The organism is Microbacterium sp. UCD-TDU (assembly GCF_000340625.1).
Classification (GTDB): Bacteria; Actinomycetota; Actinomycetes; order Actinomycetales; family Microbacteriaceae; genus Microbacterium; species Microbacterium maritypicum.
Genome location: NZ_KB454447.1, coordinates 231,656 through 257,083 on the forward strand (window position 1 = coordinate 231,656; position 25,428 = coordinate 257,083).

The window sequence follows — 25,428 nt, forward strand, 5'->3', positions numbered from 1 at the left end:
CTGGATCCATGGCAGCTTCGCGAACCCCCTCCCGCGGCGGCGCGAAGCCCACCAAGATTCCTCAGGTCTCCTGGCGCGAGCCGCACCCCGCCCCGATCGTGCTCGTGTCGGGCCCGGAAGAGGTCTGTGCCGAGAGAGCGATCGCCGGTGTCCGCGACTACCTCCGGGCCGAAGACCCTGCACTCGAAGTGAGTGATGTCCGCGCCGATGACTACGCTCCTGGAACCCTGCTCTCCCTCACCTCGCCGTCGCTGTTCGGAGAACCCCGCCTGGTGCGTGTCTCGGGTGTGGAGAAATGCTCCGACGCGTTCATCCAGGAGGCGGTGTCCTACCTCGACAACCCGCAAGAGGGTGCGACGGTCATCCTTCGCCACACGGGCGCCAGCGTGCGCGGCAAGAAGCTTCTCGACGCGCTGCGCGCCGGGAACGGCGGCGGTATCGAGATCGCCTGCCCGGCCATCAAGCGCGACAGCGACCGGGTCGACTTCGCCGCCGGCGAGTTCCGTGCGGCGAAGAAGCGTATCGCGCCTCCCGCTCTGCGTGCTCTGGTCTCTGCATTCGCCGACGATCTGACCGAACTCGCTGCGGCCTGTCAGCAGCTCATCGGCGACGTCGAGGGTGATATCTCCGAAGAGATCGTCACCAAGTACTACGGTGGCCGGGTCGAGGTCTCGGCCTTCGTCGTCGCAGACACGGCGATCGCCGGTCGCTACGGAGAGGCCCTCATCGCCCTCCGCCATGCGCTCTCATCGGGCGCCGACCCCGTGCCGATGGTCGCGGCATTCGCGATGAAGCTGCGCACCATGGCGCGTGTCGCCGGCAACCGCGAGCCGAGCCGCCAGCTCGCTCAGCGCCTGGGCATGAAGGACTGGCAGGTGGATCGTGCCCGCCGCGACCTCGCAGGCTGGAACGAACGCTCCCTCGGGATGGCGATCCAGGCCACGGCGAGGGCCGACGGCGAGGTCAAGGGTGCCGCTCGTGACCCGATCTTCGCGATCGAGCGCATGGTCACCGTGATCGCCACGCGTCAGCCGTTCGGGGAGTAGCCGATCGCCTCAGGATCCGGCCGGCTCGCCGACGCGATGACCTTTCCGAGGCAATGAAGAAGGCCCGCCCCGATGACGGGACGGGCCTTTCTCAGAAGCTTCGGCTCAGAGGGAAGCGACCTGCTTGGCGAGAGCCGACTTGCGGTTCGACGCCTGGTTCTTGTGCAGGACACCCTTGCTGACGGCCTTGTCGAGCTTGACGGCGGCCTTCTTCAGGGCGGCCTCTGCTGCTGCCTTGTCGCCGGCGGAGACGGCCGTGCGAGTGGTGCGGATGACCGTCTTGAGCTCGCTCTTCACGGCCTTGTTGCGCTCGCGCGCCTTCTCGTTGGTCTTGTTGCGCTTGATCTGCGACTTGATGTTTGCCACGTGTGGACGCTTTCTGTACAGGAGTGTTCGGAATGCCGGCAGCAGAAGAGGGCTGCTGCACAGCGGTCGTGAGGGAAGAACCCACACGCAAGCCAAGAGTCGAGTCTACCAGCAGACGGGCTGTTGACGCGAAACGGCGACGGGAACACGAGACGCCGTCGCGCTTTCGATGGTACCGGGTGCAGAATCATCACTATCCCGACACTGATGTCAAGGAGCCCATATGACCCCCGCGTCCTCTCGTTCTTCCCTGCCCGCAGGGCTCCGCTGGTCCGCGGCGACCTCGGCCTTCCAGATCGAGGGGTCGCGCCCGACCGGGATATCAGGGCGATCGATCTGGGACGACTTCCTCGAGAGGCCGGGAGCCATCCTCGACGGTTCGGTCGCAGACCCGGCCTGTGACAGCTATCGACACCCCGAGGCCGACGTCGCTCTCGCCGCCGGGCTCGGGCTCGACCGCTACAGGTTCTCGATCCCCTGGGCCCGCGTACAGCCGGACGGCCTCGGACGCGGCGACGGGGTGGCGCTCGATCACTACTCCCATCTGGTCGATCTTCTCCTCGACGCGGGAGTCGTGCCGTTTCCCACCCTCTTCCACTGGGAGATGCCGAGCAGAATCGAAGCGGGCGGCGGATGGCTCGAGAGGGACACGGCGGAGCGCTTCGCCGACTACGCGGCGATCGTGGCGGATCGCCTCGCCGACCGTGTGCAGCACTGGTACACCCTGAACGAGCCCGCCATGACGACGCTCCAGGGCTATGCGGTGGGTGCGCTGGCACCAGGAAAGCAGCTCCTCTTCGGCGCGCTGCCGACCGCGCACCATCAGCTGCTCGCGCACGCTCGGGCGGCGGCCGCTCTACGCGAGCGTGGTGCCGCATCCGTCGGATTGGTCAACAACCACACCTGGGTCCTGCCGTTGCGCGACACCGCCGACGACCACCGAGCGGCGGCGATCTACGACTTGATCCACAACCGCGTCTTCAGCGAGCCGCTCCTCGCCGGTTCGTACCCCGACCTGGAAGCACTCGGCCTGCCTCCGATGCCCGTGCAGGACGGTGACCTCGAAGCCATCGGCCGCTCGATCGATTTCTACGGCATCAACTTCTACAACCCGACCACGGTGACCGCAGCCGGGGAGGAGAGTCCGATTCCGTTCGACATCGTTCCCACACCCGGAGTACCGGTGACCGGGTTCGGTCCGGAATGGCCGATCATGCCGAGCGCTCTGCACGATCTTCTGATCGACCTGCACGCCCGGCATCCGCAGCTGCCGCCCGTGATCATCGGTGAGAACGGTGCCTCGTTCCCCGAGCCCGACCGTGCCGCCCGTGTCGACGATGCCGATCGGATCTCATACCTCGCCGACCACATCGCTGCCGTCGGCGATGCGATCGATGCCGGGGTGCCGGTGGAGGAGTACACGGTGTGGTCCCTGCTGGACAACTGGGAGTGGGCCGACGGCTACACTCAGCGCTTCGGTCTCGTGCACGTCGACTTCGATACGGGCGAGCGCACGCCCAAGGCTTCGTACGACTGGTATCGAGAGGTCATCGCGAGCTCGCGTGCAGCGGTTCCTCAGGTGGCCGGGACGGGGGAGAAGCGGTGACCGAGGTCGTCGGCGCTCGCACGGCGCGGGCGGGGGCGCGATGGATGTCGCTGTTCACGCTGGCGTGGCTGGCGATCTGGACCGTGCAGCTCACGCCCGTCCAGCTGCTGCTGCCGCTGCAGCTCGACACCCCGGAGGACGACTGGATCCGTGGTGTCGTCTCCTCCGGGCTGGTTCTCGGTATCGGCGGGCTCGCAGGGATCATCGCGGGCCCCGCCGCCGGTGCGCTCTCGGATCGTGCGGCGGCCGGACGCCACCGTCGTCGCCCGTGGGCCGTGGGCGGCGCGCTTTTCACCGCGGTCTGCCTCGCGCTCACGGGCTACGCCGAAAGCCCGTGGACCGTGGGCGCCGGCTGGGTGGGGGTGTCGATCGGCGTCGCCGTGTCATCGGCGGCCTTCACCGCGCTCATCGCCGACCAGCTGCCGACGACACAGCGCGGGGCCGCTTCTGCTGCCGTCGGCTCCAGCCAGGCCGTCGGCATCGTGGTCGGAGTGGGGCTCGTCGTCCTCCTCGGCCTCGGGATCCACGAGGGGTATCTCCTGCTCGCGGGGGTCATCGCCGTGGCCGGCACGACCGCCGCTCTGCTGTTGCCGGATCCGCCGAGCACGGAGGCGATGCGACCGAAGCAGATCGGACGACGCCGTCTGGCCTCGCTGCGAGATCGGGACTTCGCCTGGATGCTCTCCGGGCGCCTCGTGACGAATGTCGGCAACGCCCTCGGAACCGCGCTGTTCCTGTTCTTCCTGCTGCACGGCCTCGGTCAGCCGAGTGCGGTGGCGCAGGACAATCTGCTGCTGCTCATCGTCGTCTATACGGTGTTCGTGGTCATCGCCTCGGTGGTCACGGGAATCGTCTCCGACCGCACAGGGAATCGGCGGACGCTCACGGTGACCGCGACCGTCGTCCAGGCGGCCTCGGGGGTGGCGATCGCGCTCGTGCCGACGTTCGAGATGACGATGATCGCTGCCGCCCTGATGGGCCTCGGCTACGGAGCGTTCTCCACGGTGGGCCTCGCGTTCGCCGCCGACCTGCTGCCGGACGAGCAAGACCATGCGAGGGATCTCGGGATCGTGAACGTGACAGCCGCTCTCGGGCAGCTCATCGGACCGGTGCTGGGGGCGGGGCTGGTCGCGCTCGTGGGCGGCTTCTGGCTCGTGTTCGTCGCGGCCGCGGTGCTGTCCCTCGTCGGCGGGCTGCTCACGGCCTTCGCGCGCCAGCCGGTCAGGGCGTCATGAGGTCGAGGAGTCCCGCTCCAGGTCACGGGTGACATCCCGCTCCACTGTGGCGATGGCGAGCTGCAGCACAGCGTTGAAGATCTGCGGCCGCATCGCGGTGACGAGGTGCGTCGTGCGCGGCACGATGATGAGCTCGGCGTGGGGTGCGAGCCGTCGGAACAGCGACTCGTTGAGCCGCAGCTGGTCGTACTGCCCGTTCACGAACCAGAGCGGAATCGTGATGCGGGGGATCGCCGCGGCGACGTCGAGTGCCGCCAGGCTGCGAAGCGCGGCGTCCTGGGTGTCCAGCGCGTACCCGCCTGCGGCGAAGTCGGATCGGGTCTCGAGGGGGATGGTGGCCTCGAGCATCCGTCTGGTGAGCCACATCCCACGGTCGGGGAGGGAATCGACGGCACGGGCGAACAGGCGATATGCGCGAAGACCGGCACCGCGGGGGAGCGACGTGCAGGCAGCGGCGATGAGCCCGGCGACCGGCGGACGCTCTGCCCCGCCGGCATAGGCGAGACACAGCAGGCCGCCCATGGAATGCCCCACCAGGAGCACCGGGCCCCTCTCGGCTGCGGCGCGCACCGCGACGTCGATCGTGTGCAGCGCCTCGTGGAGGGTGAAGTCCTCCTGCATGCGGGTGCCGTGACCCGGCAGATCCACGGCAGTGAACGCGGCGCCGCGCTCTTCGAGGTGGACAGCCTGCGATCGCCACATGGTGGCCGAGGTGCGGATGCCGTGCACGAAGACGATCTGGGCGCTCACGGGTTCAGCATAAGGAAAGCGGGGCCGGTGGATGAACCACCGACCCCGCTTCGACACGATGTGTGTCAGAGAGTGTTACTTCTCCCAGCCGACGTTCTCGACCGGGGTGATGCCGAACAGGTCGAGACCGACGTAGGGCTCGGGCGTGAGGTTCGCCAGGCCTTCCTTGACGGTGTAGATCTGCGGGCCGTTGTACAGCGGGATGAGGCCCCAGCGCTTGTAGATCTCGGGCTCGAGCTTCATCGCGGCAGCGGTCTGCGCCTCGGGGTCGCTCTGCGACTCGACCTTGTCCTTGATCTCGGCGTCGAGTTCGGCGTCACCGACACCCGACAGGTTGAGACCAGAGTCCGAGCAGTACAGCTGGCAGAACCACGCGGCACCGAACGGGTCGGAGGAGGTGAAGCGGAGTCCGGAGACATCCCAGTTCTTCGAGGTGTAGTCCTCGGAGAACTGGCTGGCCGGGCGGACCTCGACCTTGACGTCGATGCCGATCGCCTTCTGCTGAGCCTGCAGCGACTGCGCGAGGGCCTTCTGCGTCGCGGAGTCAGCCCAGATCGGGTACACGACGGAGAGCTTGACGCCGTCCTTCTCGCGGATGCCGTCGGAGCCTTCCGTCCAGCCGGCCTCGTCGAGGAGCTTCTTGGCGCCCTCGACATCGAACTTCCAGCCAGCGGCCTTCATCGAGTCGGAGTAGCCGGGCTGGAACGAGAACAGGGTCAGCGAGCCGGCCGGGTCCTCTTCGTATCCGAGGCCGTTCCAAGCGATCTGCTTCTGCTGATCGATGTTGATCGCCTTGAAGAACGCCTCGCGAACCTTGACGTCCTCGAACTGCGGCTTGGTCGAGTCGACCTGCAGGATCGTGTTGGCCGTCTGCTGTGCGCGGTAGACCACGGCGCCGTCGACGTCCTTGACCTGATCGATGAGCTCCTGGGAGCCCGTCTCGACCATGTCGACCTCGCCGTTCTTGAAGGCGTTGACGCCGGCCTGGGCGTCCATGCCGGTCATGGTGACCTCGTCGAGCAGGGGAGCGTCGCCCCACCACTCGGGGTTCGGCTTGAACGAGACGTAGCCCTTGTTGGCGTCGAACTCGTTGATCGTGTACGGACCTGCGCCCCACTCGGGGTGCGGGTTCTCGATCATCGCCTCGTTGAAGGTGGTCGGGTCAGCGAGCGCGGGGTGCATGACGCCGCCGTTGAACGGCATCTGCGGCCAGGCGAACTCGCCCTTGAAGGTGACGATGGCGGTCTTGGCCGTGTCGCCCTGCTCGACGGACTCGATGTCCTTGTAGCCGTCGGTCGCGTTCGGGTTGAAGCCCTCGTCGTAGGAACGGTTGGCTTTCCACGTGGCGTCGATGGCAGTCCAGTCCATGTCGGTGCCATCGTTCCAGTGCGCCTCGTCGGTGAACGTGAAGGTCAGGACCGTCTTGCCGTCCTTCACCTCGTTCTTCCACTCGGAGAGGTAGTTGTCGTTCTTGTACTGCGTGCCATCCGGCTTCATGAGGATGATCTGCGGCATGTACCACGCGGCGATGCGCGCGGTGTCGGCGCTGCCGTCGCTGTTGAACGAGTTCAGCTGCGGCGGGACCTCGCGGATGGCGAAGTTGACCGTGCCACCCTCCTTGAGGTTCTCGCGCGGCTGCGGGTTGTAGTTCGCCATCTCGACACCGGCTGCTTCGCCGCTGTCGCCCTTGTCGCTACCACCGGTGGTGCCGGTAGCGCACCCGCTGAGCGCGAGTGCGAAAGCGCCGGTGAGTGCCAGCGCTCCCATCAGCTTGTACTGCTTCATGGTGCTCCTTTCGCCTTGCGGCGTGTCATAAGGGGAGAATAGTTCGCCGGATCCCCGATTGCCCGGGCGGCGAGTGAATCTGGGCTAACCGTTATCGGACGGTGATGCGCTCCTCATCAGGAGGCAGCGGGGTGGGCCGACATGGTCGCCGGATCGAACACGATCCGCTCGCGGGTGCGCTCGATGTCGGGATCCGGCACAGGGATCGCCGACAGCAGCGCCTTGGTGTACGGGTGCTGCGGGTTGTCGAAGACATCGTCCACGTCGCCGTGCTCGACGAAGTCGCCGAGATACATCACGGCGACCCGGTCGGCGATGTGTCGGACGACCGATAGGTCGTGGGCCACGAACAGATACGACAGTCCGAGCTTGACCTTGAGGTCGTCCAGCAGATTGATGACGCCGGCCTGGATCGACACGTCGAGCGCGGAGACCGGCTCATCGAGCACCAGGATCTTCGGGTTGGTCGACAGCGCCCTGGCGATGCCGATGCGCTGACGCTGTCCACCGGAGAACGCCTGCGGGAAGCGGTCGCTGTGCGCGGGGTTGAGCCCGACGAGGTCCATCAGCTCCTTGACACGCCGGTGCGCCTCGGCCTTCGGCGTACCGATGGCCGACAGCGGCTCCGAGATGATGTCCGCGACCGTCATGCGAGGGTCGAGGGCGCCCATCGGATCCTGGAACACGATCTGGATGTCGCGGCGCAGAGCCCGCTCCACCTTGTGGCTGCGGATGTCGTTGACGCTGGTTCCCGCGATCACGATGTCGCCCTCGGTCTGCTTGACCATGTCCATGATCTGGAGGAGCGTCGTGGTCTTCCCACTGCCGGATTCGCCGACGATGGCCAGGGTCTCTCCCTCGCGCACGTCGAAGCTGATGCCCTTGATCGCGTGCACCTCGCCGACCTTGCGCTTCAGGAACGCACCCTTGAGCAGGGGGAAGGTCTTGGTGAGGTTCTTCACCTCGAGGGTGATCGGTCGCTGTTCGCGGGGCACCCGGGTCAGCGGGCTCTCGGGTGCCTCACGCACGGGGTACACGGGCAGACCTCCGAGCAGGCCGCCGTCGGTGATCTCGTTCGCGCGGATGCAGGCTGCGCGGTGCTCCTCGCCGCCGCCGGTGAGGACCGGCAGGAGCTCGGGCTCGCTGGTGCGGCACGCGTCCATGACGATGGGGCAGCGGTCAGCGAATGGGCAGGCATCCGGCAGGTCGATCAGCAGGGGAGGGTTGCCCTTGATCGGGGTGAGAGGCTCCTTCTCCGCCTTGTCCACACGAGGGATGGCACCGAGGAGACCGATCGAGTACGGCATGCGGGTCTGGTGGAACAGCTCGCGCACCGGCGCCTGTTCGACCGGCTTGCCGGCGTACATGACCATCACGTCGTCGGCCGTGCGGGCGACGACCCCCATGTCGTGGGTGATCATCATCACGGCGGCACCGGTCTCGGCCTGGGCCTTCTCGATCAGGTCGAGGATCTGCGCCTGGATCGTGACGTCGAGAGCCGTGGTGGGCTCGTCGGCGATGATCAGCTTCGGGTCGTTGGCCATCGCGATGGCGATGACGACGCGCTGCCGCATGCCGCCCGAGAACTCGTGCGGGAAGGACTTCATCCGCTTCTCGGGCTCGGTGATGCCGACCAGCTTGAGGAGGTCGATCGAGCGCGCCGTCGCCTCCTTGATGCTGAGGTTGCGGTGCACCGTCAGCGCCTCGATCAGCTGCGCGCCGATCGTGTACACCGGGGTGAGAGAGGTCAGCGGGTCCTGGAAGATCATCGAGATCCCGTTGCCGCGGATGGTGGAGAGCTGCGCGTCGGTCTTGCCCAGGAGCTCCTGGCCGTCGAACACGATGGACCCTGAGACCTTGGCGTTCTCGTCCAGCAGGCCCATCACCGCGAGAGAGGTGACGGACTTGCCGGAACCGGACTCGCCGACGATGCCGAGGGTCTTTCCCGCTTCGAGGTCGAACGAGACGCCGCGCACGGCGTCGACGCGTCCCGCCTCGGAGGCGAAGCTGACCTTGAGGTCGCGGACGGAGAGTACGGGGCTCATGCGCGGCCTCCTGCAGCCGAAGTGGGATCGAGGGCATCGCGCAGTCCATCGGCGATGAGCGCCATGGACACGGTCAGCAGGGTGAGGACCAACGCGGGGAAGTAGAACAGCCACGGCGAGCTGGTGATCGAGGAGCTGCCCTCACCGATCAGCGAGCCGAGCGAGACATCGGGGATCTTCACACCGAAGCCGATGAAGGACAGGCCGGTCTCGGTCGTCACCGCCGCGACGATGCCGAGGGTGAAGTTGATGACCAGCAGGGATCCGATGTTCGGGATCAGGTGACGCGTCACGATGCGCAGGCCGCGGACGCCCATGTAGCGCGATGCCTGGACGTACTCGCGCTCACGCAGCGAGAGCGTCATCGTCCAGATGATACGAGCGGGGAAGAACCAGCTGACGAAGATCATCACGAACGCGATGACCCACCACACGCCGCCGGAGTCGTTGGAGATGATCGACAGCAGGAGGAAGGTCGGCACGACCATCATGAAGTGGATGACGAGCAGCGCGATTCGCTCGAACCAGCCGCCGAAGTACGCGGCGGCGGTACCGACGAGCGCGGAGAGGATCGTCGTTCCCACCGAGACCGTGATCGCGATCATGAGGGATCGCTGCAGGCCGATGGCCGTCTGCGTGTAGGTGTCGTTGCCGGCGCCGTTGGTACCGAACCAGTGCGCCGCGGACGGCGGCTGGCTCAGCGCGAGGAAGTCCATGCTGTCGACGGCGTACGGCGAGAGCACCGGGCCCAGCGTGGAGAAGAGGACCAGGACGAGCAGGACGACGACGCCGCCGACGGCCGGCTTGTTGCGCATGAACCGGCGCGTGTAGAGCGTCCACTTGGACAGCGACTTGTCCGCGGCGCGGTCGGCGCTGGGCGGCGCTGCCGGCGGCTCGACGAGGGGGTCGATCATATCGGTGGTCATAATCAGCTCACCCTCACTCGCGGGTCGAGAACGACGACGATGATGTCGGCGAGAACCGCACCGATCGCTGTCAGCACGGCGCCGAAGGCGGCGACGGCGACGACGCCGTTGATGTCGTTGTTGTTGATGGTGTCGAGGAAGTACCGCCCCATGCCCTGCCAGGCGAAGATGCGCTCGGTCAGGATCGCGCCGGTGAAGATCGTCGGGATCGTGAACGCGACCTGCGTCGCGACCGGGATGAGCGACGTGCGCAGGGCGTGCTTGCGGACCGCCTGCGCCTTGGTCAGCCCCTTGGCCCGGGCGGTGCGCACGTAGTCGGCGTTGATGTTGTCGAGCAGCAGCGACCGCTGCAGGAAGTGGTACTGGGCGTAGCCGACGATCACGAGCGCGATCGTGGGCAGCGTGAGGTGCTGCAGGGTGTCGACCAGCACGGGGAAGAAGCCGGTGACGCCGGGGCTCGAGGAGCCGGTGACGTAGAAGATGCGGACGCCGGTCCACTCGTTGAGGGAGATCGCGAGGAGCACCACGGCGAGTCCGGCGACGATGATGTTCACGTTCATCGTGATGATCGAGGTCGCCTGGCCGATGCGGTCGGCGAGCTTGTACTGACGCGAGGCCGTGTAGACACCGAGCCAGATGCCGAGCACCGCCGCGATGATCGTCGCCCCGAGAACGAGCTCGGCGCTGACCCACATGCGGTACGAGACCTGCTCGTTCACCGACTGACCTGTGGGGCTCACCCCCCAGTCCCAGCGGAACAGGATGCCGCTGAACCAGTTCCACCACCGCTCGATCAGCGGAACCGTGTCGCTGAGGTTGCGGGGGATGAGGACGTTGTCGATCTGCTCCGGAGAAAGCGGAGGTCGGCGCCCGACGTAGTTGCTGCGCGGATCCAGGAAGCCCCACGCCAGGAAGAACGTGAGATTCGTGGCGACCACGATCATGAGCAGCCAGCCGAGTGCTCGGCGCAGGAGGTACTTGATCAAGGGGGGTCAGTCTTTCTCTTCTACAGACGCGCTCGGGATCTGCCGACGCAACGCTGAGTCAGTTGGATACACAATCGCCATCCACCGAACTCTGCGACGCGACGACCATCACGGGGTGTATGACGGAGTCTTATCGCTTGCGGGATCCGGTGTCACGGATTTTCCCTGGCAACTTCGGGAGACTATCACCGGAAGTGCCGAATCGGGGATTAGCCTCCCCTGACCGTAGAATCGAGTGGACATGTCCCCACGCGCTCTCACTCCTCTTCAGCCTGCTGCGACGCCGGCTGCGCAGATCCGTAACTTCTGCATCATCGCCCACATCGATCACGGCAAGTCGACCCTCGCCGACCGCATGCTCCAGATCACCGGAGTCGTCTCCGATCGCGACATGCGTGCGCAGTACCTCGATCGCATGGACATCGAGCGCGAGCGCGGCATCACCATCAAGAGCCAGGCGGTCAGGATGCCGTGGGAGCTCGATGGTCAGACCGTCGCCCTGAACATGATCGACACGCCCGGTCACGTCGACTTCACCTACGAGGTCTCGCGTTCGCTCGCGGCCTGCGAGGGCGCCATCCTGCTCGTCGACGCCGCACAGGGGATCGAGGCGCAGACTCTCGCGAACCTCTACCTGGCGCTCGAGAACGACCTGCACATCATCCCGGTGCTCAACAAGATCGACCTGCCGGCCGCTGACCCGGAGAAGTACGCCAAGGAGCTGGCTTCACTCATCGGCGGCAAGCCGGAGGACGTGCTGCGCGTCTCGGGCAAGACCGGTGTCGGCGTCGAAGAGCTGCTCGACCGGCTGGTCCAGGAGATCCCCGCGCCGACCGGCGACGCGGACGCTCCGGCCCGCGCGATGATCTTCGACTCGGTGTACGACGCCTATCGCGGTGTGGTCACCTACGTGCGCATGGTCGACGGAAGCCTCTCACCGCGCGAGCGCATCCAGATGATGTCCACCGGAGCGAACCACGAGGCCCTCGAGGTCGGCGTGTCGAGCCCGGAGCCGACTCCGACCAAGGGGCTCGGCGTCGGCGAGGTGGGCTACCTCATCACCGGTGTGAAGGATGTGCGCCAGTCGAAGGTCGGCGACACCATCACCACGTCGCGGAAGCCGGCATCCGAGGCCCTGCCGGGTTACACCGACCCGAAGCCGATGGTCTTCTCCGGGCTGTACCCGATCGACGGCAGCGACTACGCCGAGCTGCGGGAAGCCCTCGACAAGCTCAAGCTCTCCGACGCTTCCCTCGTGTACGAGCCGGAGACCTCGGTCGCGCTCGGTTTCGGTTTCCGCTGCGGCTTCCTCGGACTGCTGCACCTCGAGATCATCACCGAGCGTCTTGCCCGCGAGTTCAACCTCGACCTCATCACGACCGCGCCCAGCGTGATCTACGAGGTCCTGACGAGCGACACCGGCGAGACCGTCACCGTGACCAACCCGAGCGAGTATCCCGACGGGCGCATCGGCTCGGTGTCGGAGCCCATGGTCAAGGCGGCGATCCTGCTGCCCAAGGACTACGTCGGCACGGTCATGGAGCTGTGCCAGTCACGCCGCGGAACGCTGCTCGGCATGGAGTACTTCTCCGAGGAGCGCGTCGAGCTGCGCTACAACATGCCGCTCGGCGAGATCGTGTTCGACTTCTTCGACCAGCTGAAGTCGAAGACGCAGGGCTACGCGTCGCTCGACTACGAGCCCTCCGGACAGCAGGAGGCCGACCTCGTGAAGGTCGACATCCTCCTCCAAGGTGAGAAGGTCGACGCTTTCAGCTCCATCGTGCACCGCGAGAAGGCCTACGCCTACGGCACGATGATGGCCGAGCGTCTGCGCAAGCTCATCCCTCGCCAGCAGTTCGAGGTGCCGATCCAGGCCGCGATCGGTGCCCGCATCATCGCGCGCGAGACGATCCGCGCTATTCGCAAGGACGTGCTCGCCAAGTGCTACGGCGGCGATATCACCCGCAAGCGCAAGCTCCTCGAGAAGCAGAAGGAGGGCAAGAAGCGCATGAAGATGGTCGGCCGCGTCGAGGTCCCCCAGGAGGCGTTCATCGCCGCGCTCTCGGGCGACGTCGAAGGCAAGGACAAGAAGTAGCGGGCCCTCGATCGCGCCCGGGGGATGTGACGCCCCGCGGCGCGTGGGGGTGTTCGCTCAGGTAACGCGAAGTAGGGTGGAAGTCATGCGGCGCGGGACTTTCCGAGACGACACGGTGGACTATGCGGCCGTGGGTGCGACCCATGCGCCCGACCTGATGCAGTACCCGCCGGAGCGCAGCATCCCGGCAGAGGAGTCCTGGCGGATCGGCAGCGGTGTCGAACGCTTCCAGACCGCCGGTGAAGCTCTTCTGTCGTGGACCGCGCAGCGTGCGGCCGGACTCTCGGTGGAAGACGTACGTCCTGCGCCGGGTCCCGCCTATGCGGGCGTGAGCTTCGATGCCGAAGGCAATCCGATCGCGCCGAGCAAGCGCGACGTCGAGCCGCGTTACGACGCGGAGGGCATGCCCTTCGTCGGGGCAGGGATGACGCTGCACCTTCGAGGACGCGTCGCCGGCATGCGCGCCGATTCCGAGCTGCGAGTGATCTCCGTCACGGAGGAGACCCGACGCGTCGGCTTCGTCCTCGGCACGGTCGGCGGATCGGTCGTCAGCGGCGAGGAGTCCTTCGACGTGGACTGGCGCGAGGACAACGACGAGGTGTGGTTCACCGTCCGCGCGTTCGACGCGCCGAACGGCCTTCTCTATCGCACGATCCCGGCGCTCGTGAAGCGTCGCCGCCGTGAGCTCTTCGCACGCTACCTCCGGGCGATCTCCCCGCTCTACGCGACCCCGCTCTGATGGCGGGACCGCTTCCTCTCGGAGACCCCGCACCCGCGGACGGGCACCTGCCGGCCGATCTCCCGATCGATACGACGGTGCCGTTCTCCGCGTATCTGCACATTCCGTTCTGTACTGTGCGTTGCGGATACTGCGACTTCAACACCTACACGTCGACCGAACTGCGCGGGGCGAAGCAGGAGGACTACGCCTCGACGCTGATCTCCGAGGTCGCGCTCGCGCGTCGAGTGCTGGGCGACGCGGGAGCGCTGCGGCCGATGGACACGGTCTTCTTCGGCGGCGGTACGCCGACGCTTCTTCCCGCAGGCGACCTCGCGCGCATGCTCGAAGCCGCGACCGGTGCCTTCGGCCTTGCCGATGGGGCGGAGGTGACCGTCGAGGCGAATCCCGACACCGTGACGCCCGAGGTGGCCCGCACTCTGGCACGAGCCGGAGTCACGAGGATGTCGGTCGGCATGCAGTCGGCCGTTCCGCACGTGCTCGCCGCGCTCGATCGTACCCATCGCCCGGAGAACGTGCGCACCGCCGTCTCCGCAGCGAAGGACGCGGGGCTCGCAGTGAGCGTCGACCTGATCTACGGGGCCCCGGGGGAGTCGCTGTCGGACTGGGAGGCCTCCCTCGATGCCGCGCTCGCGCTCGACCCCGACCACATCTCCGCCTACGCGCTCATCATCGAGGACGGCACGAAGCTCGCCCGCCAGATCCGCCGCGGCGAGGTGCCGACTTCGGATGACGACCTCCAGGCCGACATGTACGAGCTCGCCGATGCCCGTCTCGCGGACGGCGGCTTCGACTGGTACGAGGTGAGCAACTGGGCGCGCACCCCTGATCGTTTTCGAAACGATTTTGGTGATCCCACTNGGCATCACACCCAAAAGGACTTCGAAAAACAGCCACGTCGCCGGTCTGCGCTGGTGGAACGTGAAGCACCCGGCCGCTTACGCGCAGCGGCTCGCGGAAGCCGAATCGCCGGCGGCCGGAACCGAGCGCCCGGACGAGGAGTCGCGCACGCTCGAGCGCATCCTGCTGCTCAGCCGCATCCGCGAGGGGATCGCCGTCGATGACGTGCCGAGTGCGAACCGGAGCAGAGTCGCCGGGCTCATGGCCGACGGGCTCATCGACCCGGTCGCGGCGCTCCAGGGACGCATCCGGCTGACCCTGCGCGGTCGCCTTCTCGCCGACGCCGTGGTTCGCGAACTGACCGACTGACCGGCAGCTGCCGTCAGCCGGGGAGCAGATCCATCGCGGCTGTTCGTCGCTGCGCCACGGTCGTACTGTCCGCATCGAAGAGTCGCGTCCGGCGACCCGATCCGTAGGAGGGCCAGCCGGGGTCGCCCGTGGTCACGAATGCGACCCACGCGGCGTTCATCTCGGCCGCAAGGTGACGGGGAGCGTCAGGGCCGGCCATGCGCCGGGCCTCGGCATCGTCGAGCCGGTCGAACACGAAGCCGAGTTCCAACGCGTGGGCCGCACGCAGGTCTCGGACCGGACTCGGCCAGGCGAACTCGTAGACGTGCGTCGCGTCTGGACGAGCGGCCGCCACCCGACTCAGGGGTGCCCGCAGCATCATGTCGGTGACGAGCTGCCCGAAGATCTCTCCGGTGATCGCTCCGGGGAAGGCCGAGCGGTACTCGGCGACCGCGCGCCGGCGAATCCGGGAGAGGATCCGGGCGGCTTGCATCTTGAACTCGCTGATGCCCGCGAGCACCTCGGGTGGGAACCAGAGCCGATACTCGTCGGTGTTGCTGCCGATGAGTAGAGGAGTGTCGATCTCTGCGAGCACCTCGTGCGGCGACCGGGGAAGGCTGTCGGGGTCGATCGCGAACTGGAAGCCCGGTGCTCCGCCGAGCGGCGACGACCCCGCGGCCTGCGCCCGCCGCGCGTCCAGGAGCTGCTCGGGTGCCAGCGCCGCGAAGGACTCGCGGTCCGCTCGCACCCCGAGCCGCTTCGCGAGCTGTGCGGTCACCCGTCCCGCCTTCCGCGCCGTCTGCGCCTGGAGGGGCCCGGATTCGATGATGGCCCTGCTGATCAGCTCGCGGGAGCTGTCGCGAGCGAGGAGGCCGGCGACGATCGCTCCGCCGGCCGACTCGCCCATCGCGGTGATCCGCGCCGGATCACCGCCGAACGCGCTGATCTCGCGGTGCACCCACTCCAGCGCGGCGGCGGCATCGCGCAGACCGAGGTTTCGCGGCGCGCCCTCCAGCACCGAGAAGCCCTCCGAACCCAGTCGGTAGTTGATGGAGACGAAGACGATGCCCGCTGTGGCGAAGACCGTGCCGTCGTAGAGGGGCAGCGCAGCGGTGCCTCGTTCCAGGGCGCCGCCGTGGATCCACAGCAGCACCGGCGCACCGGAAGCATCCGCCGGCGCCCACACGTTCGCGGTGAGGATGTCGTCGCCCTCGATGCGCACGGAACCCAGCAGCTCGCCGATGGCACCGGCGTAGGGAACCTGGGGAGGGGTCGGACCGAACCGCGTCGCATCTCTCACCCCTTCCCAGGCCGAGGCCGGACGCGGTGCGCGGAACCTGTTCTCCCCGAACGGTGCCTGTGCATAGGGAATGCCGAGATAGCGGACGATCCCGGCCTCCTCGGTGCCGCGGACGGTGCCGCTCGACAGGGTGGCCTGAGGCGAGGTGGTCATGAGCGTCATCCTAGGGTCGTGCGCCCGAGGTACGGAGAATCCCGAGCTGCACGGGGTAGGATTGGCACTCTGAACGTCCGAGTGCCAGCGGAAGGGAAGGGTGATGGTCACAGAGCGAGGACTCCAGGTTCTCCGCGCGATCGTGCAGGACTACGTCGAGACCCACGAGCCCGTCGGCAGCAGATCCATCGTCGACCGGCACTCCTTCGGTGTCTCCGCGGCGACGATCCGCAACGACATGGCGCTGCTCGAGGACGAAGAGCTCATCACGGCTCCGCACACCTCGTCCGGGCGCGTGCCCACCGACAAGGGCTATCGGGTGTTCGTGAATCACCTCGCCCAGCTGCGACCGCTCTCGTCGGCTCAGCGTTCGGCGATCGAGTCGTTCCTCGGGGAGCCGGCCGACCTCGACGACCTGATGGTCCGCACGGTGCGGGTGCTCACGCAGCTCACAGGACAGGTCGCGCTCGCCCAGTACCCCTCTTTCGCGCGCGCACACGTCACGCACGTCGAGCTGGTCGCGCTGGCGCCGAATCGGCTTCTCATCGTGCTGGTGACCGATGCGGGTGGTGTCTCTCAGCGCATGGCCGTCCTCCCGGAGGCGATCGACGAGGCCGATATGGGGGTGCTTCGTGCCCGACTGTCCGCGTTGATCACCGGTCAGGGCATCGGCGAGGCCTCCGACCGCCTGCAGGCGTTGCTGGCCGCAGAGGAGAAACCCCAGGATGCAGTGCTGCGCACGCTCGCCGGTGTCGTCGTGGACGAGCTCGGCGGATTCCGGCAGGAGCGTCTGGTGATGGCGGGAGCGGCGACCCTCGCGCGCCGGGAGCAGGACTTCCGCGGTAGCATCCACCCTCTCCTGGAAGCCATCGAGGAGCAGGTCACGCTGCTGCGTCTGATGAGTGAGATGGTGACGGACGAGCACGGGCTCGCCGCCAGCATCGGCACCGAGAACGCCCCGTTCGGGCTCGGTGAGGCGTCGATCGTCGCCAGCAACTACGCCGCGCCCAGTGGCACGGCACGAGTCGGCGTGATGGGGCCGACGCGCATGGACTACCCGAGCAACCTCGCCGCAGCGCGGGCCGTGGCCCGCTACCTGTCGCGGATGCTCGATGAAGACGAGGCCGGCCGCTGACGCGGTCGCCGACAGTACACACGCAGAAAGGCGATCGTGGCGGACCACTATGAGGTTCTCGGGGTGTCCCGAGACGCTTCCACCGACGAGATCAAGAAGGCGTACCGACGTCTCGCACGGCAGTTGCACCCGGATGTGAACCCGGGAGAAGACGCTGCGGAGAAGTTCAAGCTCGTCACGCACGCGTACGACGTGCTCAGCGACGACGACTCCCGCCGACGCTATGACATGGGCGGCGGAGACGGCGCTGCGGGGAACTTCGGCGGGTTCGGGGGGTTCGGCGACATCTTCGAGACGTTCTTCGGTGCCTCGCAGGGCGGCGGACGCGGTGCGCGTCCGCGTTCGCGCCGAGAGCGGGGCCAGGACGCCCTCGTCCGCGTGACGCTCGATCTCGGGGACGTCGTGTTCGGAGCGCACCGTGACATCGACGTCGACACGGCGGTGCTGTGCGAGACGTGTCAGGGTTCGTGCTGCCAGGAGGGCACCTCCCCGGTCACCTGCGACATCTGCGGCGGCTCCGGTCACGTGCAGCGTCAGGTCCGCAGCCTGCTCGGCAACGTCGTCACCTCCCAGCCCTGCGGCACCTGCGAGGGCTACGGCACGACGATCCCGTACCCCTGTGGCACCTGCGGCGGCCAGGGCCGTGTGCGTTCGCGCCGTACGGTGTCGCTCGACATCCCGGCCGGCGTCGAGACCGGGCTCCGTCTGCAGCTTCCCGGCTCCGGCGAGGTCGGCAAGGCGGGCGGACCGAACGGAGACCTCTACGTCGAGGTGACGGTCAACCCGCACGCGGCCTTCAGCCGTGACGGCGACGACCTGCTCGCGACCTTGGAGGTGTCGATGACGGATGCGATCCTCGGCACCGAGACCAAGATCCAGGGGCTCGACGGCGAGGTCGACCTCGAGATCCGCCCCGGCGTGCAGTCCGGCGACGTGCTCACGATCAAGGGCCGGGGCATCACTCCGCTTCGTGGAACGCAGCGGGGCGACCTGCGCGTCGGCGTGCAGGTGCTCACCCCCACGCGGCTGGATTCCGCGCAGCGGGCGCTCATCGAGGACTTCGCGAAGAAGGCGAAGTCGCCCGAGCCGCAGCTGGCACAGTTCCAGCAGGGACTCTTCTCCAAGCTCCGCGACCGCTTCCGCAGCCACTGATCATGGCACTGCATTTCCTCGTCGAGTCGTCGACGGATGCCGCCGTCGGCGACCTCGTGTCGTTGACCGGGGCCGAGGCGAAGCACGCAGCCGTCGTGAGACGACTTCGCATCGGCGAGGCGGTCACGGTCGGCGACGGTGCCGGGGTGTGGTTGGCCGGGACCGCCGAAGAGGTGTCTCCCGCTCGCGTCGATGTGCGCATCGCGGAGCGTGTCGAGCATCCTGCGCCCACGCCGCGGATCGTCCTGGTCCAGGCTCTGGCGAAGGGCGATCGCGACGAGCTCGCCGTGCAGGCCGCGTGTGAACTCGGCGTCGACGAGATCGTGCCCTGGCAGGCGAGCCGGAGCGTGTCGCGTTGGGAGGGACCCAAGGCGGCGAAGGGGCGCGAACGTTGGGCCACCATCGTGCGCGAGGCGGCCAAGCAGGCTCACCGCGCCTGGCTCCCCGACGTCGTCGCGCCGGTGTCGACCACGCAGCTCGCCGAGCGGGCGCGTGAGCAGCGCGTTCTGCTGCTCGATCCGACCGCGCCCGTGCGACTGTCGGAGATCGAACCGGACGGCCGTGACCTGGTGCTGGTCGTGGGGCCGGAGGGAGGGATCTCCGAGGAGGAGCTCCGCCGGTTGACGGAGGCGGGGGCGGAACGTGTGCTCCTCGGGGACACGGTGCTGCGCACCTCGACGGCGGGACCTGCCGCGATCGCCGTGCTGTCGGTCGCGCTCGGGCGATGGTGACGGTCCCGCGAGCACACGACGACCGGCTCACGGCTGCAGGGTCGCTGTGGTCAGTAGACTTGTCGGCATGACGGACACCTCGATCTTCACGCGCATTCTGAACGGGGAGATCCCTGCCGAGATCATCGGCGAGACCGACCGCCTCTTCGCTCTGCGCGACATCGCCCCGCAGGCACCGGTGCATCTGCTCGTGGTGCCGAAGTCCGCGGAGTACCGCGATGTCACCGAACTCGCTGCGGGGGATCCCGCACTGCTGGCCGAGATGATCGCCTTCGCGGGGACGCTCGCCAAGGAGCACACCGAAGACGGCGACTTCCGCCTCGTCTTCAACACCGGCGCCAACGCCGGACAGACCGTTTTCCACGTCCACGCGCATGTGCTGGCCGGCGGATTGACCGAGAAGAGCGTCGGTGCCTGAGAACCACGAACCCCGGGAGCGGAGCCTCGGCGGCCAGCCCCCGGAGGCGGTCGAGAAGATCTACGCCGACGGCGTCGCGATGGTCCAGCTGCTCGGGCCGCAGGACCGGCTTCTGCGGATGCTGGAGAAGGAGCACCGTGACGTCCAGGTGCTGGTGCGCGGCAACGAGATCACACTCAGCGGCACCGCCGATGCGGTCGCGAAGGCGAAGACACTGGTCGAAGAGCTTCTCGAGATGACCAGGGCAGGCCATGATCTGGCCCCGAGCGATGTCTCCAGCTCTGCACGAATGCTGCGGCAGGAGGGGGGCCCGCGTCCGAGTGAAGTTCTGGGCGAGGCCATCCTGACGACCCGTGGCAAGGTCATCCGTCCGAAGACCCTCGGGCAGAAGGAGTACGTCGACGCGATCGAGGAGAACACGATCGTGTTCGGCATCGGTCCCGCCGGCACCGGCAAGACCTACCTCGCGATGGCGAAGGCCGTGCAGGCGCTCCAGCGCAAAGAGGTCAACCGCATCATCCTCACGCGTCCCGCCGTCGAGGCGGGGGAGCGGCTCGGGTTCCTCCCCGGCACCCTGACCGACAAGATCGATCCGTACCTGCGCCCGCTGTACGACGCGCTCAACGAGATGATGGACCCCGAGATCGTCCCGCGCCTCATGGCGACCGGCACGATCGAGGTGGCGCCCCTCGCCTACATGCGCGGCCGTACCCTCAACGACTCCTTCGTCGTGCTCGACGAGGCGCAGAACACCACCCCCGAGCAGATGAAGATGTTCCTGACCCGTCTCGGCTTCGGCACGCGGATGGTCGTCACCGGTGACATCACGCAGGTCGACCTTCCGCAGGGATCTTCGGGACTCCGCCTGGTGACCCGCGTGCTCGACGGCATCGACGACATCCACTTCTCCCGGCTCACGAGCGATGACGTCGTGCGGCATTCGCTGGTCGGACGCATCGTCGACGCGTACAGCGAATACGACGAGAAGCGCACCGCGCAGCGGTTCGAGCGCGAACAGGCGGCCGAGTTCGCCAATCGTGCCGAGCGCAGGGGAGCACAACGACCAGGACCGCGTGACCGCGCGCCGAAACGAGGACTCTCATGATCGAGATCAACAACGAGTCGGCCATCGATGTCGACGAGGCCGTGCTGCAGCGGCTGACGGACTTCAACCTCGCGCAGCTGCACGTCAGCCCGGATGCCGAGGTGGCGATCGTCCTCGTCGACGAGGGAGCCATGGAAGCCCTCCACGTGCAGTGGATGGATGAGCCCGGTCCCACCGACGTGCTGAGCTTCCCGATGGACGAGCTGCGTCCCGGCACCGAGGACCGTCCGACGGCTCCCGGCCTGCTCGGCGACATCGTGCTCTGCCCGCAGGTGGCCGAGACGCAGGCTCAGGCTGCCGGGCACACCCTGATGGACGAGCTCATCCTGCTCACCACTCACGGGCTGCTGCACCTCCTCGGTTTCGATCATGCCGAGCCCGACGAGGAGCGTGAGATGTTCGGACTGCAGAAGGAGCTGATCCAGGGCTTCGCCGCAGCTGAACGCCGGCGATGACCGCGGCTCTCCTCCTGATCGCCGCCGTGCTGCTGGTGGCGTTCGGTGGTCTCATGTCCGCGATCGACGCAGCATACGGAGTCACATCGCGCGCCGGGCTCGCCGACATGGCGACAGAGGGGCGCAGAGCCAAGGCGCTGGGTCGCATCGCCGCTGACCTCGACGCGCACGTGAACGCCGTGGCCTTCATCCGCGTGCTCGCGGAGGTCACCGCTGCCGTGCTCGTGACGGTGGCGTTCACGATCCTGATCGAGAACAACTGGTGGGCGATGCTCGCCGCCGCCGTCCTCATGACGGCCATCACGTTCGTGCTCGTGGGAGCGAGTCCTCGGTCGTTCGGTCGCCAGCACGCCGAGGCGATGATCCGGGGCACGGCCTCGATCGTGCGAGGGCTCCGGATCTTCCTCGGACCGCTTGCGCAGGGCCTCGTCCTGCTCGGCAACCGCGTGACGCCCGGCACGGGCCGCAGCTCCTTCACCAGCGAGGACCAACTGCTCAGCATGGTCGACGAGGCGGCGTCGAACGACCTCATCGAGGAGGATGACCGCGATCTCATCCACTCGGTCTTCGATTTCACCGATCAGTTCGTCCGCGCCGTGATGGTGCCCCGCACGGAGATGGTCACGGTCGATGCCACCGCGACCACCGACGAGGCGATGTCGCTGTTCCTGAACCGCGGTGTGTCCCGGATGCCCGTCGTCGATGACGATGCCGACGACGTCGTCGGGGTGCTGTACCTCAAGGACCTCGTGCAGTTCGCGTACCGCGACGACAGTGCGTGGCGCTCGGCGTCCATCCGGCCGATCGCCCGGCCTGCCACTTTCGTCCCCGAGTCGATGCGCGCGGAGACGCTCCTGCAGCAGATGAAGCGCGACGCCGTGCATGTATGTCTGGTGATCGATGAGCACGGAGGGATCTCCGGCCTGGTCACTCTGGAGGATCTGATCGAGGAACTCGTCGGCGAGATCTCCGACGAGTACGATCAGGTATCGGCGGAATTCGTCGATCTCGGTCACGGGCGATACCGCGTGAGCGCCCGACTCTCACTCGAGGATGTCGGCGACCTGTTCGGTCTCGAACTCGAGGACGAGGACGTCGATTCGATCGGCGGTCTGCTCGGCAAGGCGCTGGGACAGGTTCCGCAGCCCGGGGCGACGGCCACCGTTGAAGGCTTGGTTCTCACGGGCGGCGCATCGCGTGGTCGTGGGCGAGGGATCGCGACGGTGTTCGTGGAACGTGCGGCGGGGGAACCCGACGATGTGCAGGATGAAGGAGATCGAGACGATGACTGACGACACTCGAAGCGGGTTCGTGACCTTCGTCGGCCGCCCCAATGTCGGGAAGTCGACGCTCACCAACGCGCTCGTCGGCGAGAAGATCGCGATCACCAGCGAGAAGCCGCAGACGACGCGTCGGGCGATCCGCGGAATCGTCAACCGGCCGGAGGGGCAGCTGGTCATCGTGGACACCCCCGGCATCCACAAGCCGCGCACGCTGCTCGGCGAGCGGCTCAACGATCTCGTCGAGCAGGTGCTGGGCGACGTCGACGTCATCGGCTTCTGCGTACCCGCCAACGAGAAGGTCGGCCCCGGCGACCGGCGGATAGCCGCCTCCCTCGACGGCTACCCGCGCGCGAAGAAGATCGCGATCGTGACCAAGATGGATGCGGCCGGACGCGACGAGGTCACCGAGCGGCTGATGGAGGTCGACTCGCTGCGGGAGGACTGGGCCGCGGTCATCCCGCTGTCCGCACTGACCCGTGAGCAGCTCGATGTGCTCTCGGACGAGATCCTCTCGCTGATGCCGCAGGGTCCTGCGCTGTATCCGGAGGGCATCACGACCGACGAGTCGGAAGAGGACCGGATCGCGGAGATGATCCGCGAGGCCGCCCTCGAAGGCGTGCGCGACGAGCTTCCGCACTCGATCGCCGTCGTGATCGACGACATCGCACCCCGGGAGGGCACCGACCTGACCGACGTGCATGCCTCGATCGTGGTGGAACGAGACAGCCAGAAGGCGATCATCATCGGGCACAAGGGAAAGCGGCTCAGCGAGGTGGGCGCACGCGCGCGTGTCGGGATCGAAGAGCTGCTGGGGACACGCGTGTTCCTCGGGCTGCATGTGAAGGTCGCGAAGGAATGGCAGCGCGATCCGAAGCAGCTCGGCAGACTCGGATTCTGAGATGACGTCCGGCACCACGTCGATGGCGGCGGGAAGACCGCCGACCCCGGCGACATGAGCGGTCGCAGCGAAGACCCGGATCCGCTGCGCACCGAGGTCTTCACCCGAGTGTTCGACGAGCACTGGGCGGCAGTGCGCCATCACATCGAGGGTGTGGTGGGTGCGGAGGAGGAAGTCACCGAGATCGTCTCGGAGGTGTTCCTTCTCGCGTGGACGAAGCTCAGACCCGCGCGACCGCCGAGTCGGGTCTGGTTGCTGCGCGCCGCGGACCGACGGCTTCGGGCGCGCTCGGGTCGATCGTCCACTCCGTATGGAGCGCTCGACGTGGTGCACCTGGGACTCTCCGGCGAGGAGGGCCCACCGGATCAGCGCGGCCGTGTCGCGGTCCTTCGTGCTTTGGCTGTCCTCACACCAGGACAGAGGCGTATCATCATGCTCACGTACTGGGACGGACTCACGGTGGGGGAGATCGCGGAGTTGATGCGCGCTTCCGAGTTCCGAGTGCGCAAGACGCTGGGACGCGCGCGGCATCGCCTGTGTGCGGAGCTGGGCCTGGAGGGGGCGATAACGGGTGATGACTGAGAACGCCGTGCTCGAACGGATGCTGAGCGACGCCGACCCCGCGCCGACGCCCCGTGACGCTGCGCCCGATGCGCGGGCGCTGGCCACACGTGACCGCATCCTCCGCACGAACCTGGCGCCCCGCAGACGGTGTCGACGTGCCTGGGGCTGGGCCTCCGGTCTGACGGCAGTCGCCGCATCGACGGCATTGGCATTCGCCGTCCTCTCTCCTCAGGGTGCAGCGGTGGCGGGGATGCCGTCGCCTCTCGACTTCGAAGGCTCGACCACGGTCGCCCAGGTGGTCGACGACGCCGAGACGGCTCTCGCCGGTTCGACCGGACCCGCGGCGCCGGAGCGCGCCGTCAGGACCGCTTTCTGGGGATTCTCGGTCGAAGTCGAGGCGAAGGTCAGCAAGGTGGTGCCGCAGCTCTCCACGCTCACGTGGGAACCGGACGGCTCGGGTCGCATGACGATCATCGCCGGTGTTCCCTACGACCCTGAGGACGCGGTCGCGAGCAACGCCGCTGAGGTGACCAGCAGCGGGGAGGTCATCACCGACCTCGTGATGGCGCCCGGCGATTTCTACACGCCCTGGACAGAAGTGCCCGGCGAGACGCGTCAGGACATGATCGCCATCCTCCGTGCCTTCGGCATGCCGGAGAACCCGACGGCATACGACGTCGAGTTGGCTTTCACATCGGTCCTCGATCAATGGACGCTGACGAATGCTCAACACCGCGAGCTGCTCGGACTCCTCGGGGAGGCGCAGGGCGGTGAGGCGCTCGGAGTGACGAAGGACCGTCTGGGGCGTGACGTGAGCGGAGTCAGGGTGGTGTCACCGGACGGCGCCGCCAGCGATCTGATCCTGGTCTCACGTGATACCGGGAGGATCGTCGGCGTCGAACGCACAGTCCTGATCGCAGACGAGGTCTACGCCGCCGGTTCGATCATCTCCTATCGGATGTGGGACATCGATGAGGAGGCGATCAGATGACGTGGAGCACGATCGTCGCAGCAGCGGCGCTCGGCGCGATGCTCACGCTCGGAGTGACGCCCGCGCAGGCAGCACCGCAGGGCGATGACACTGTCGATCCCGAGATCATCGCGATGCTCGACGAAGTGCCCGGCGGCGTGATCATCGATTCGACACACGCTGTGTGGCCCGCGCTCGGTATGGAGCTCTCGATCAGGTCCGCCTCCACCAGATCGGTGCGCTCGGTCGGTAGCTGTGCGACCGATCGGCTCTGTGCGTACAGTGCGGGGTCGCTCAGCGGCAACAAGCTGACGTTCAGCCTGTGCAGCGTCAACACGATTCCCTCGACGTTCATCGCGAAATCGGTCGCCAACGCTCGTGCTAGCGGCTACGCTCAGGCACGGTACGGGAGCGCCACCGTGGCCACGGTCAATGCGGGAAGTTGGGCGAACCTCGGCGCTGCGGTCAACAACCTCCGCTGCGTCCTCTGAGCCGGG

At 67.4% G+C, this 25,428-nt stretch carries 23 protein-coding genes and 1 pseudogene; 17 read left to right on the forward strand and 7 right to left on the reverse strand.

Annotated features, from left to right (window positions below):
* Positions 1 to 8: 8 nt before the first annotated feature.
* Positions 9 to 1,046 (forward strand): DNA polymerase III subunit delta, encoded by a 1,038-nt coding sequence (gene holA, locus D514_RS31455; RefSeq protein ID WP_017830350.1) that lies wholly within the window; start codon positions 9 to 11, stop codon positions 1,044 to 1,046.
* 105 nt (positions 1,047 to 1,151) lie between these two features.
* Here the strand turns inward: holA and rpsT are convergent, their stop codons facing one another.
* The gene (gene rpsT, locus D514_RS31460) at positions 1,152 to 1,412 is read right to left on the reverse strand and encodes a 30S ribosomal protein S20 (RefSeq protein WP_017830351.1); all 261 of its coding nucleotides are present in this window, start codon (positions 1,410 to 1,412) and stop codon (positions 1,152 to 1,154) included.
* Between the two features lie 223 nt (positions 1,413 to 1,635).
* Here rpsT and D514_RS31465 point away from each other — a divergent pair, with 223 nt between their 5' ends.
* Complete coding sequence (locus D514_RS31465; protein ID WP_017830352.1) at positions 1,636 to 3,018, forward strand: glycoside hydrolase family 1 protein; 1,383 nt, start codon at positions 1,636 to 1,638, stop codon at positions 3,016 to 3,018.
* Positions 3,015 to 4,253 (forward strand): MFS transporter, encoded by a 1,239-nt coding sequence (locus D514_RS31470; RefSeq protein ID WP_017830353.1) that lies wholly within the window; start codon positions 3,015 to 3,017, stop codon positions 4,251 to 4,253. Before D514_RS31465 ends, D514_RS31470 begins: the two co-directional genes overlap by 4 nt.
* Here D514_RS31470 and D514_RS31475 read toward each other — a convergent pair.
* The 5 genes from D514_RS31475 to D514_RS31495 form a co-directional block, all read right to left on the reverse strand.
* Positions 4,248 to 5,003, reverse strand: a complete 756-nt coding sequence (locus D514_RS31475; protein WP_017830354.1) for an alpha/beta fold hydrolase — start codon at positions 5,001 to 5,003, stop codon at positions 4,248 to 4,250. The two genes, D514_RS31470 and D514_RS31475, sit on opposite strands and share 6 nt — an antisense overlap.
* Positions 5,004 to 5,078: 75 nt before the next feature.
* Positions 5,079 to 6,788: an ABC transporter family substrate-binding protein gene (locus D514_RS31480; protein WP_017830355.1), complete on the reverse strand. Its 1,710-nt coding sequence runs from the start codon at positions 6,786 to 6,788 to the stop codon at positions 5,079 to 5,081.
* Between the two features lie 116 nt (positions 6,789 to 6,904).
* Entirely contained in the window at positions 6,905 to 8,833 is a 1,929-nt protein-coding gene (locus D514_RS31485) for an ABC transporter ATP-binding protein (RefSeq protein WP_017830356.1), read from the reverse strand.
* On the reverse strand, positions 8,830 to 9,759 hold the full coding sequence (locus tag D514_RS31490) for an ABC transporter permease (RefSeq protein ID WP_017830357.1): 930 nt from the start codon (positions 9,757 to 9,759) through the stop codon (positions 8,830 to 8,832). Before D514_RS31490 ends, D514_RS31485 begins: the two co-directional genes overlap by 4 nt.
* Before the next feature lie 2 nt (positions 9,760 to 9,761).
* A complete protein-coding gene (locus D514_RS31495; protein WP_017830358.1) occupies positions 9,762 to 10,745 on the reverse strand; it encodes an ABC transporter permease in 984 nt (327 codons plus the stop codon).
* A gap of 241 nt (positions 10,746 to 10,986) precedes the next feature.
* Here D514_RS31495 and lepA point away from each other — a divergent pair, with 241 nt between their 5' ends.
* The 3 genes and pseudogenes from lepA to hemW all read left to right on the forward strand — a co-directional run bounded on the left by lepA (position 10,987) and on the right by hemW (position 14,788).
* A complete protein-coding gene (gene lepA / locus D514_RS31500) occupies positions 10,987 to 12,840 on the forward strand; it encodes a translation elongation factor 4 (protein ID WP_017830359.1) in 1,854 nt (617 codons plus the stop codon).
* Between the two features lie 85 nt (positions 12,841 to 12,925).
* Positions 12,926 to 13,579, forward strand: coding sequence for a DUF1990 family protein (locus D514_RS31505; RefSeq protein WP_017830360.1), 654 nt, complete (start codon positions 12,926 to 12,928; stop codon positions 13,577 to 13,579).
* Positions 13,579 to 14,788 (forward strand): annotated as a pseudogene (gene hemW / locus D514_RS31510) (radical SAM family heme chaperone HemW). The gene D514_RS31505 and the pseudogene hemW overlap by 1 nt, the downstream one beginning before the upstream one ends.
* 13 nt (positions 14,789 to 14,801) lie before the next feature.
* Here hemW and D514_RS31515 read toward each other — a convergent pair.
* Complete coding sequence (locus D514_RS31515; RefSeq protein ID WP_031206038.1) at positions 14,802 to 16,220, reverse strand: carboxylesterase/lipase family protein; 1,419 nt, start codon at positions 16,218 to 16,220, stop codon at positions 14,802 to 14,804.
* Between the two features lie 103 nt (positions 16,221 to 16,323).
* Here D514_RS31515 and hrcA point away from each other — a divergent pair, with 103 nt between their 5' ends.
* From hrcA to D514_RS31570, 11 genes are all read left to right on the forward strand, one after another.
* A complete protein-coding gene (hrcA, locus tag D514_RS31520; RefSeq protein WP_017830363.1) occupies positions 16,324 to 17,355 on the forward strand; it encodes a heat-inducible transcriptional repressor HrcA in 1,032 nt (343 codons plus the stop codon).
* Positions 17,356 to 17,391: 36 nt separating this feature from the next.
* Positions 17,392 to 18,507 (forward strand): molecular chaperone DnaJ, encoded by a 1,116-nt coding sequence (gene dnaJ / locus D514_RS31525; protein ID WP_031206040.1) that lies wholly within the window; start codon positions 17,392 to 17,394, stop codon positions 18,505 to 18,507.
* 2 nt (positions 18,508 to 18,509) lie between these two features.
* The gene (locus D514_RS31530; RefSeq protein ID WP_017830365.1) at positions 18,510 to 19,238 is read left to right on the forward strand and encodes a 16S rRNA (uracil(1498)-N(3))-methyltransferase; all 729 of its coding nucleotides are present in this window, start codon (positions 18,510 to 18,512) and stop codon (positions 19,236 to 19,238) included.
* A gap of 67 nt (positions 19,239 to 19,305) precedes the next feature.
* The gene (locus D514_RS31535) at positions 19,306 to 19,656 is read left to right on the forward strand and encodes an HIT domain-containing protein (RefSeq protein WP_017830366.1); all 351 of its coding nucleotides are present in this window, start codon (positions 19,306 to 19,308) and stop codon (positions 19,654 to 19,656) included.
* Between the two features lie 79 nt (positions 19,657 to 19,735).
* Positions 19,736 to 20,761 (forward strand): PhoH family protein, encoded by a 1,026-nt coding sequence (locus tag D514_RS31540; protein WP_236610986.1) that lies wholly within the window; start codon positions 19,736 to 19,738, stop codon positions 20,759 to 20,761.
* Entirely contained in the window at positions 20,758 to 21,216 is a 459-nt protein-coding gene (gene ybeY / locus D514_RS31545; RefSeq protein WP_017830368.1) for an rRNA maturation RNase YbeY, read from the forward strand. The genes D514_RS31540 and ybeY overlap by 4 nt, the downstream gene beginning before the upstream one ends.
* On the forward strand, positions 21,213 to 22,508 hold the full coding sequence (locus D514_RS31550; protein WP_017830369.1) for a hemolysin family protein: 1,296 nt from the start codon (positions 21,213 to 21,215) through the stop codon (positions 22,506 to 22,508). The genes ybeY and D514_RS31550 overlap by 4 nt, the downstream gene beginning before the upstream one ends.
* Positions 22,501 to 23,397, forward strand: a complete 897-nt coding sequence (gene era / locus D514_RS31555) for a GTPase Era (RefSeq protein ID WP_031206042.1) — start codon at positions 22,501 to 22,503, stop codon at positions 23,395 to 23,397. The genes D514_RS31550 and era overlap by 8 nt, the downstream gene beginning before the upstream one ends.
* Positions 23,398 to 23,451: 54 nt before the next feature.
* The gene (locus D514_RS31560; protein ID WP_017830371.1) at positions 23,452 to 23,979 is read left to right on the forward strand and encodes an RNA polymerase sigma factor; all 528 of its coding nucleotides are present in this window, start codon (positions 23,452 to 23,454) and stop codon (positions 23,977 to 23,979) included.
* Positions 23,972 to 24,952 carry a hypothetical protein gene (locus D514_RS31565; protein ID WP_017830372.1) on the forward strand — a complete coding sequence of 327 codons (981 nt, stop codon included), beginning with the start codon at positions 23,972 to 23,974 and terminating at the stop codon, positions 24,950 to 24,952. The genes D514_RS31560 and D514_RS31565 overlap by 8 nt, the downstream gene beginning before the upstream one ends.
* Positions 24,949 to 25,422 (forward strand): hypothetical protein, encoded by a 474-nt coding sequence (locus D514_RS31570; protein ID WP_017830373.1) that lies wholly within the window; start codon positions 24,949 to 24,951, stop codon positions 25,420 to 25,422. Before D514_RS31565 ends, D514_RS31570 begins: the two co-directional genes overlap by 4 nt.
* Positions 25,423 to 25,428: the final 6 nt, after the last annotated feature.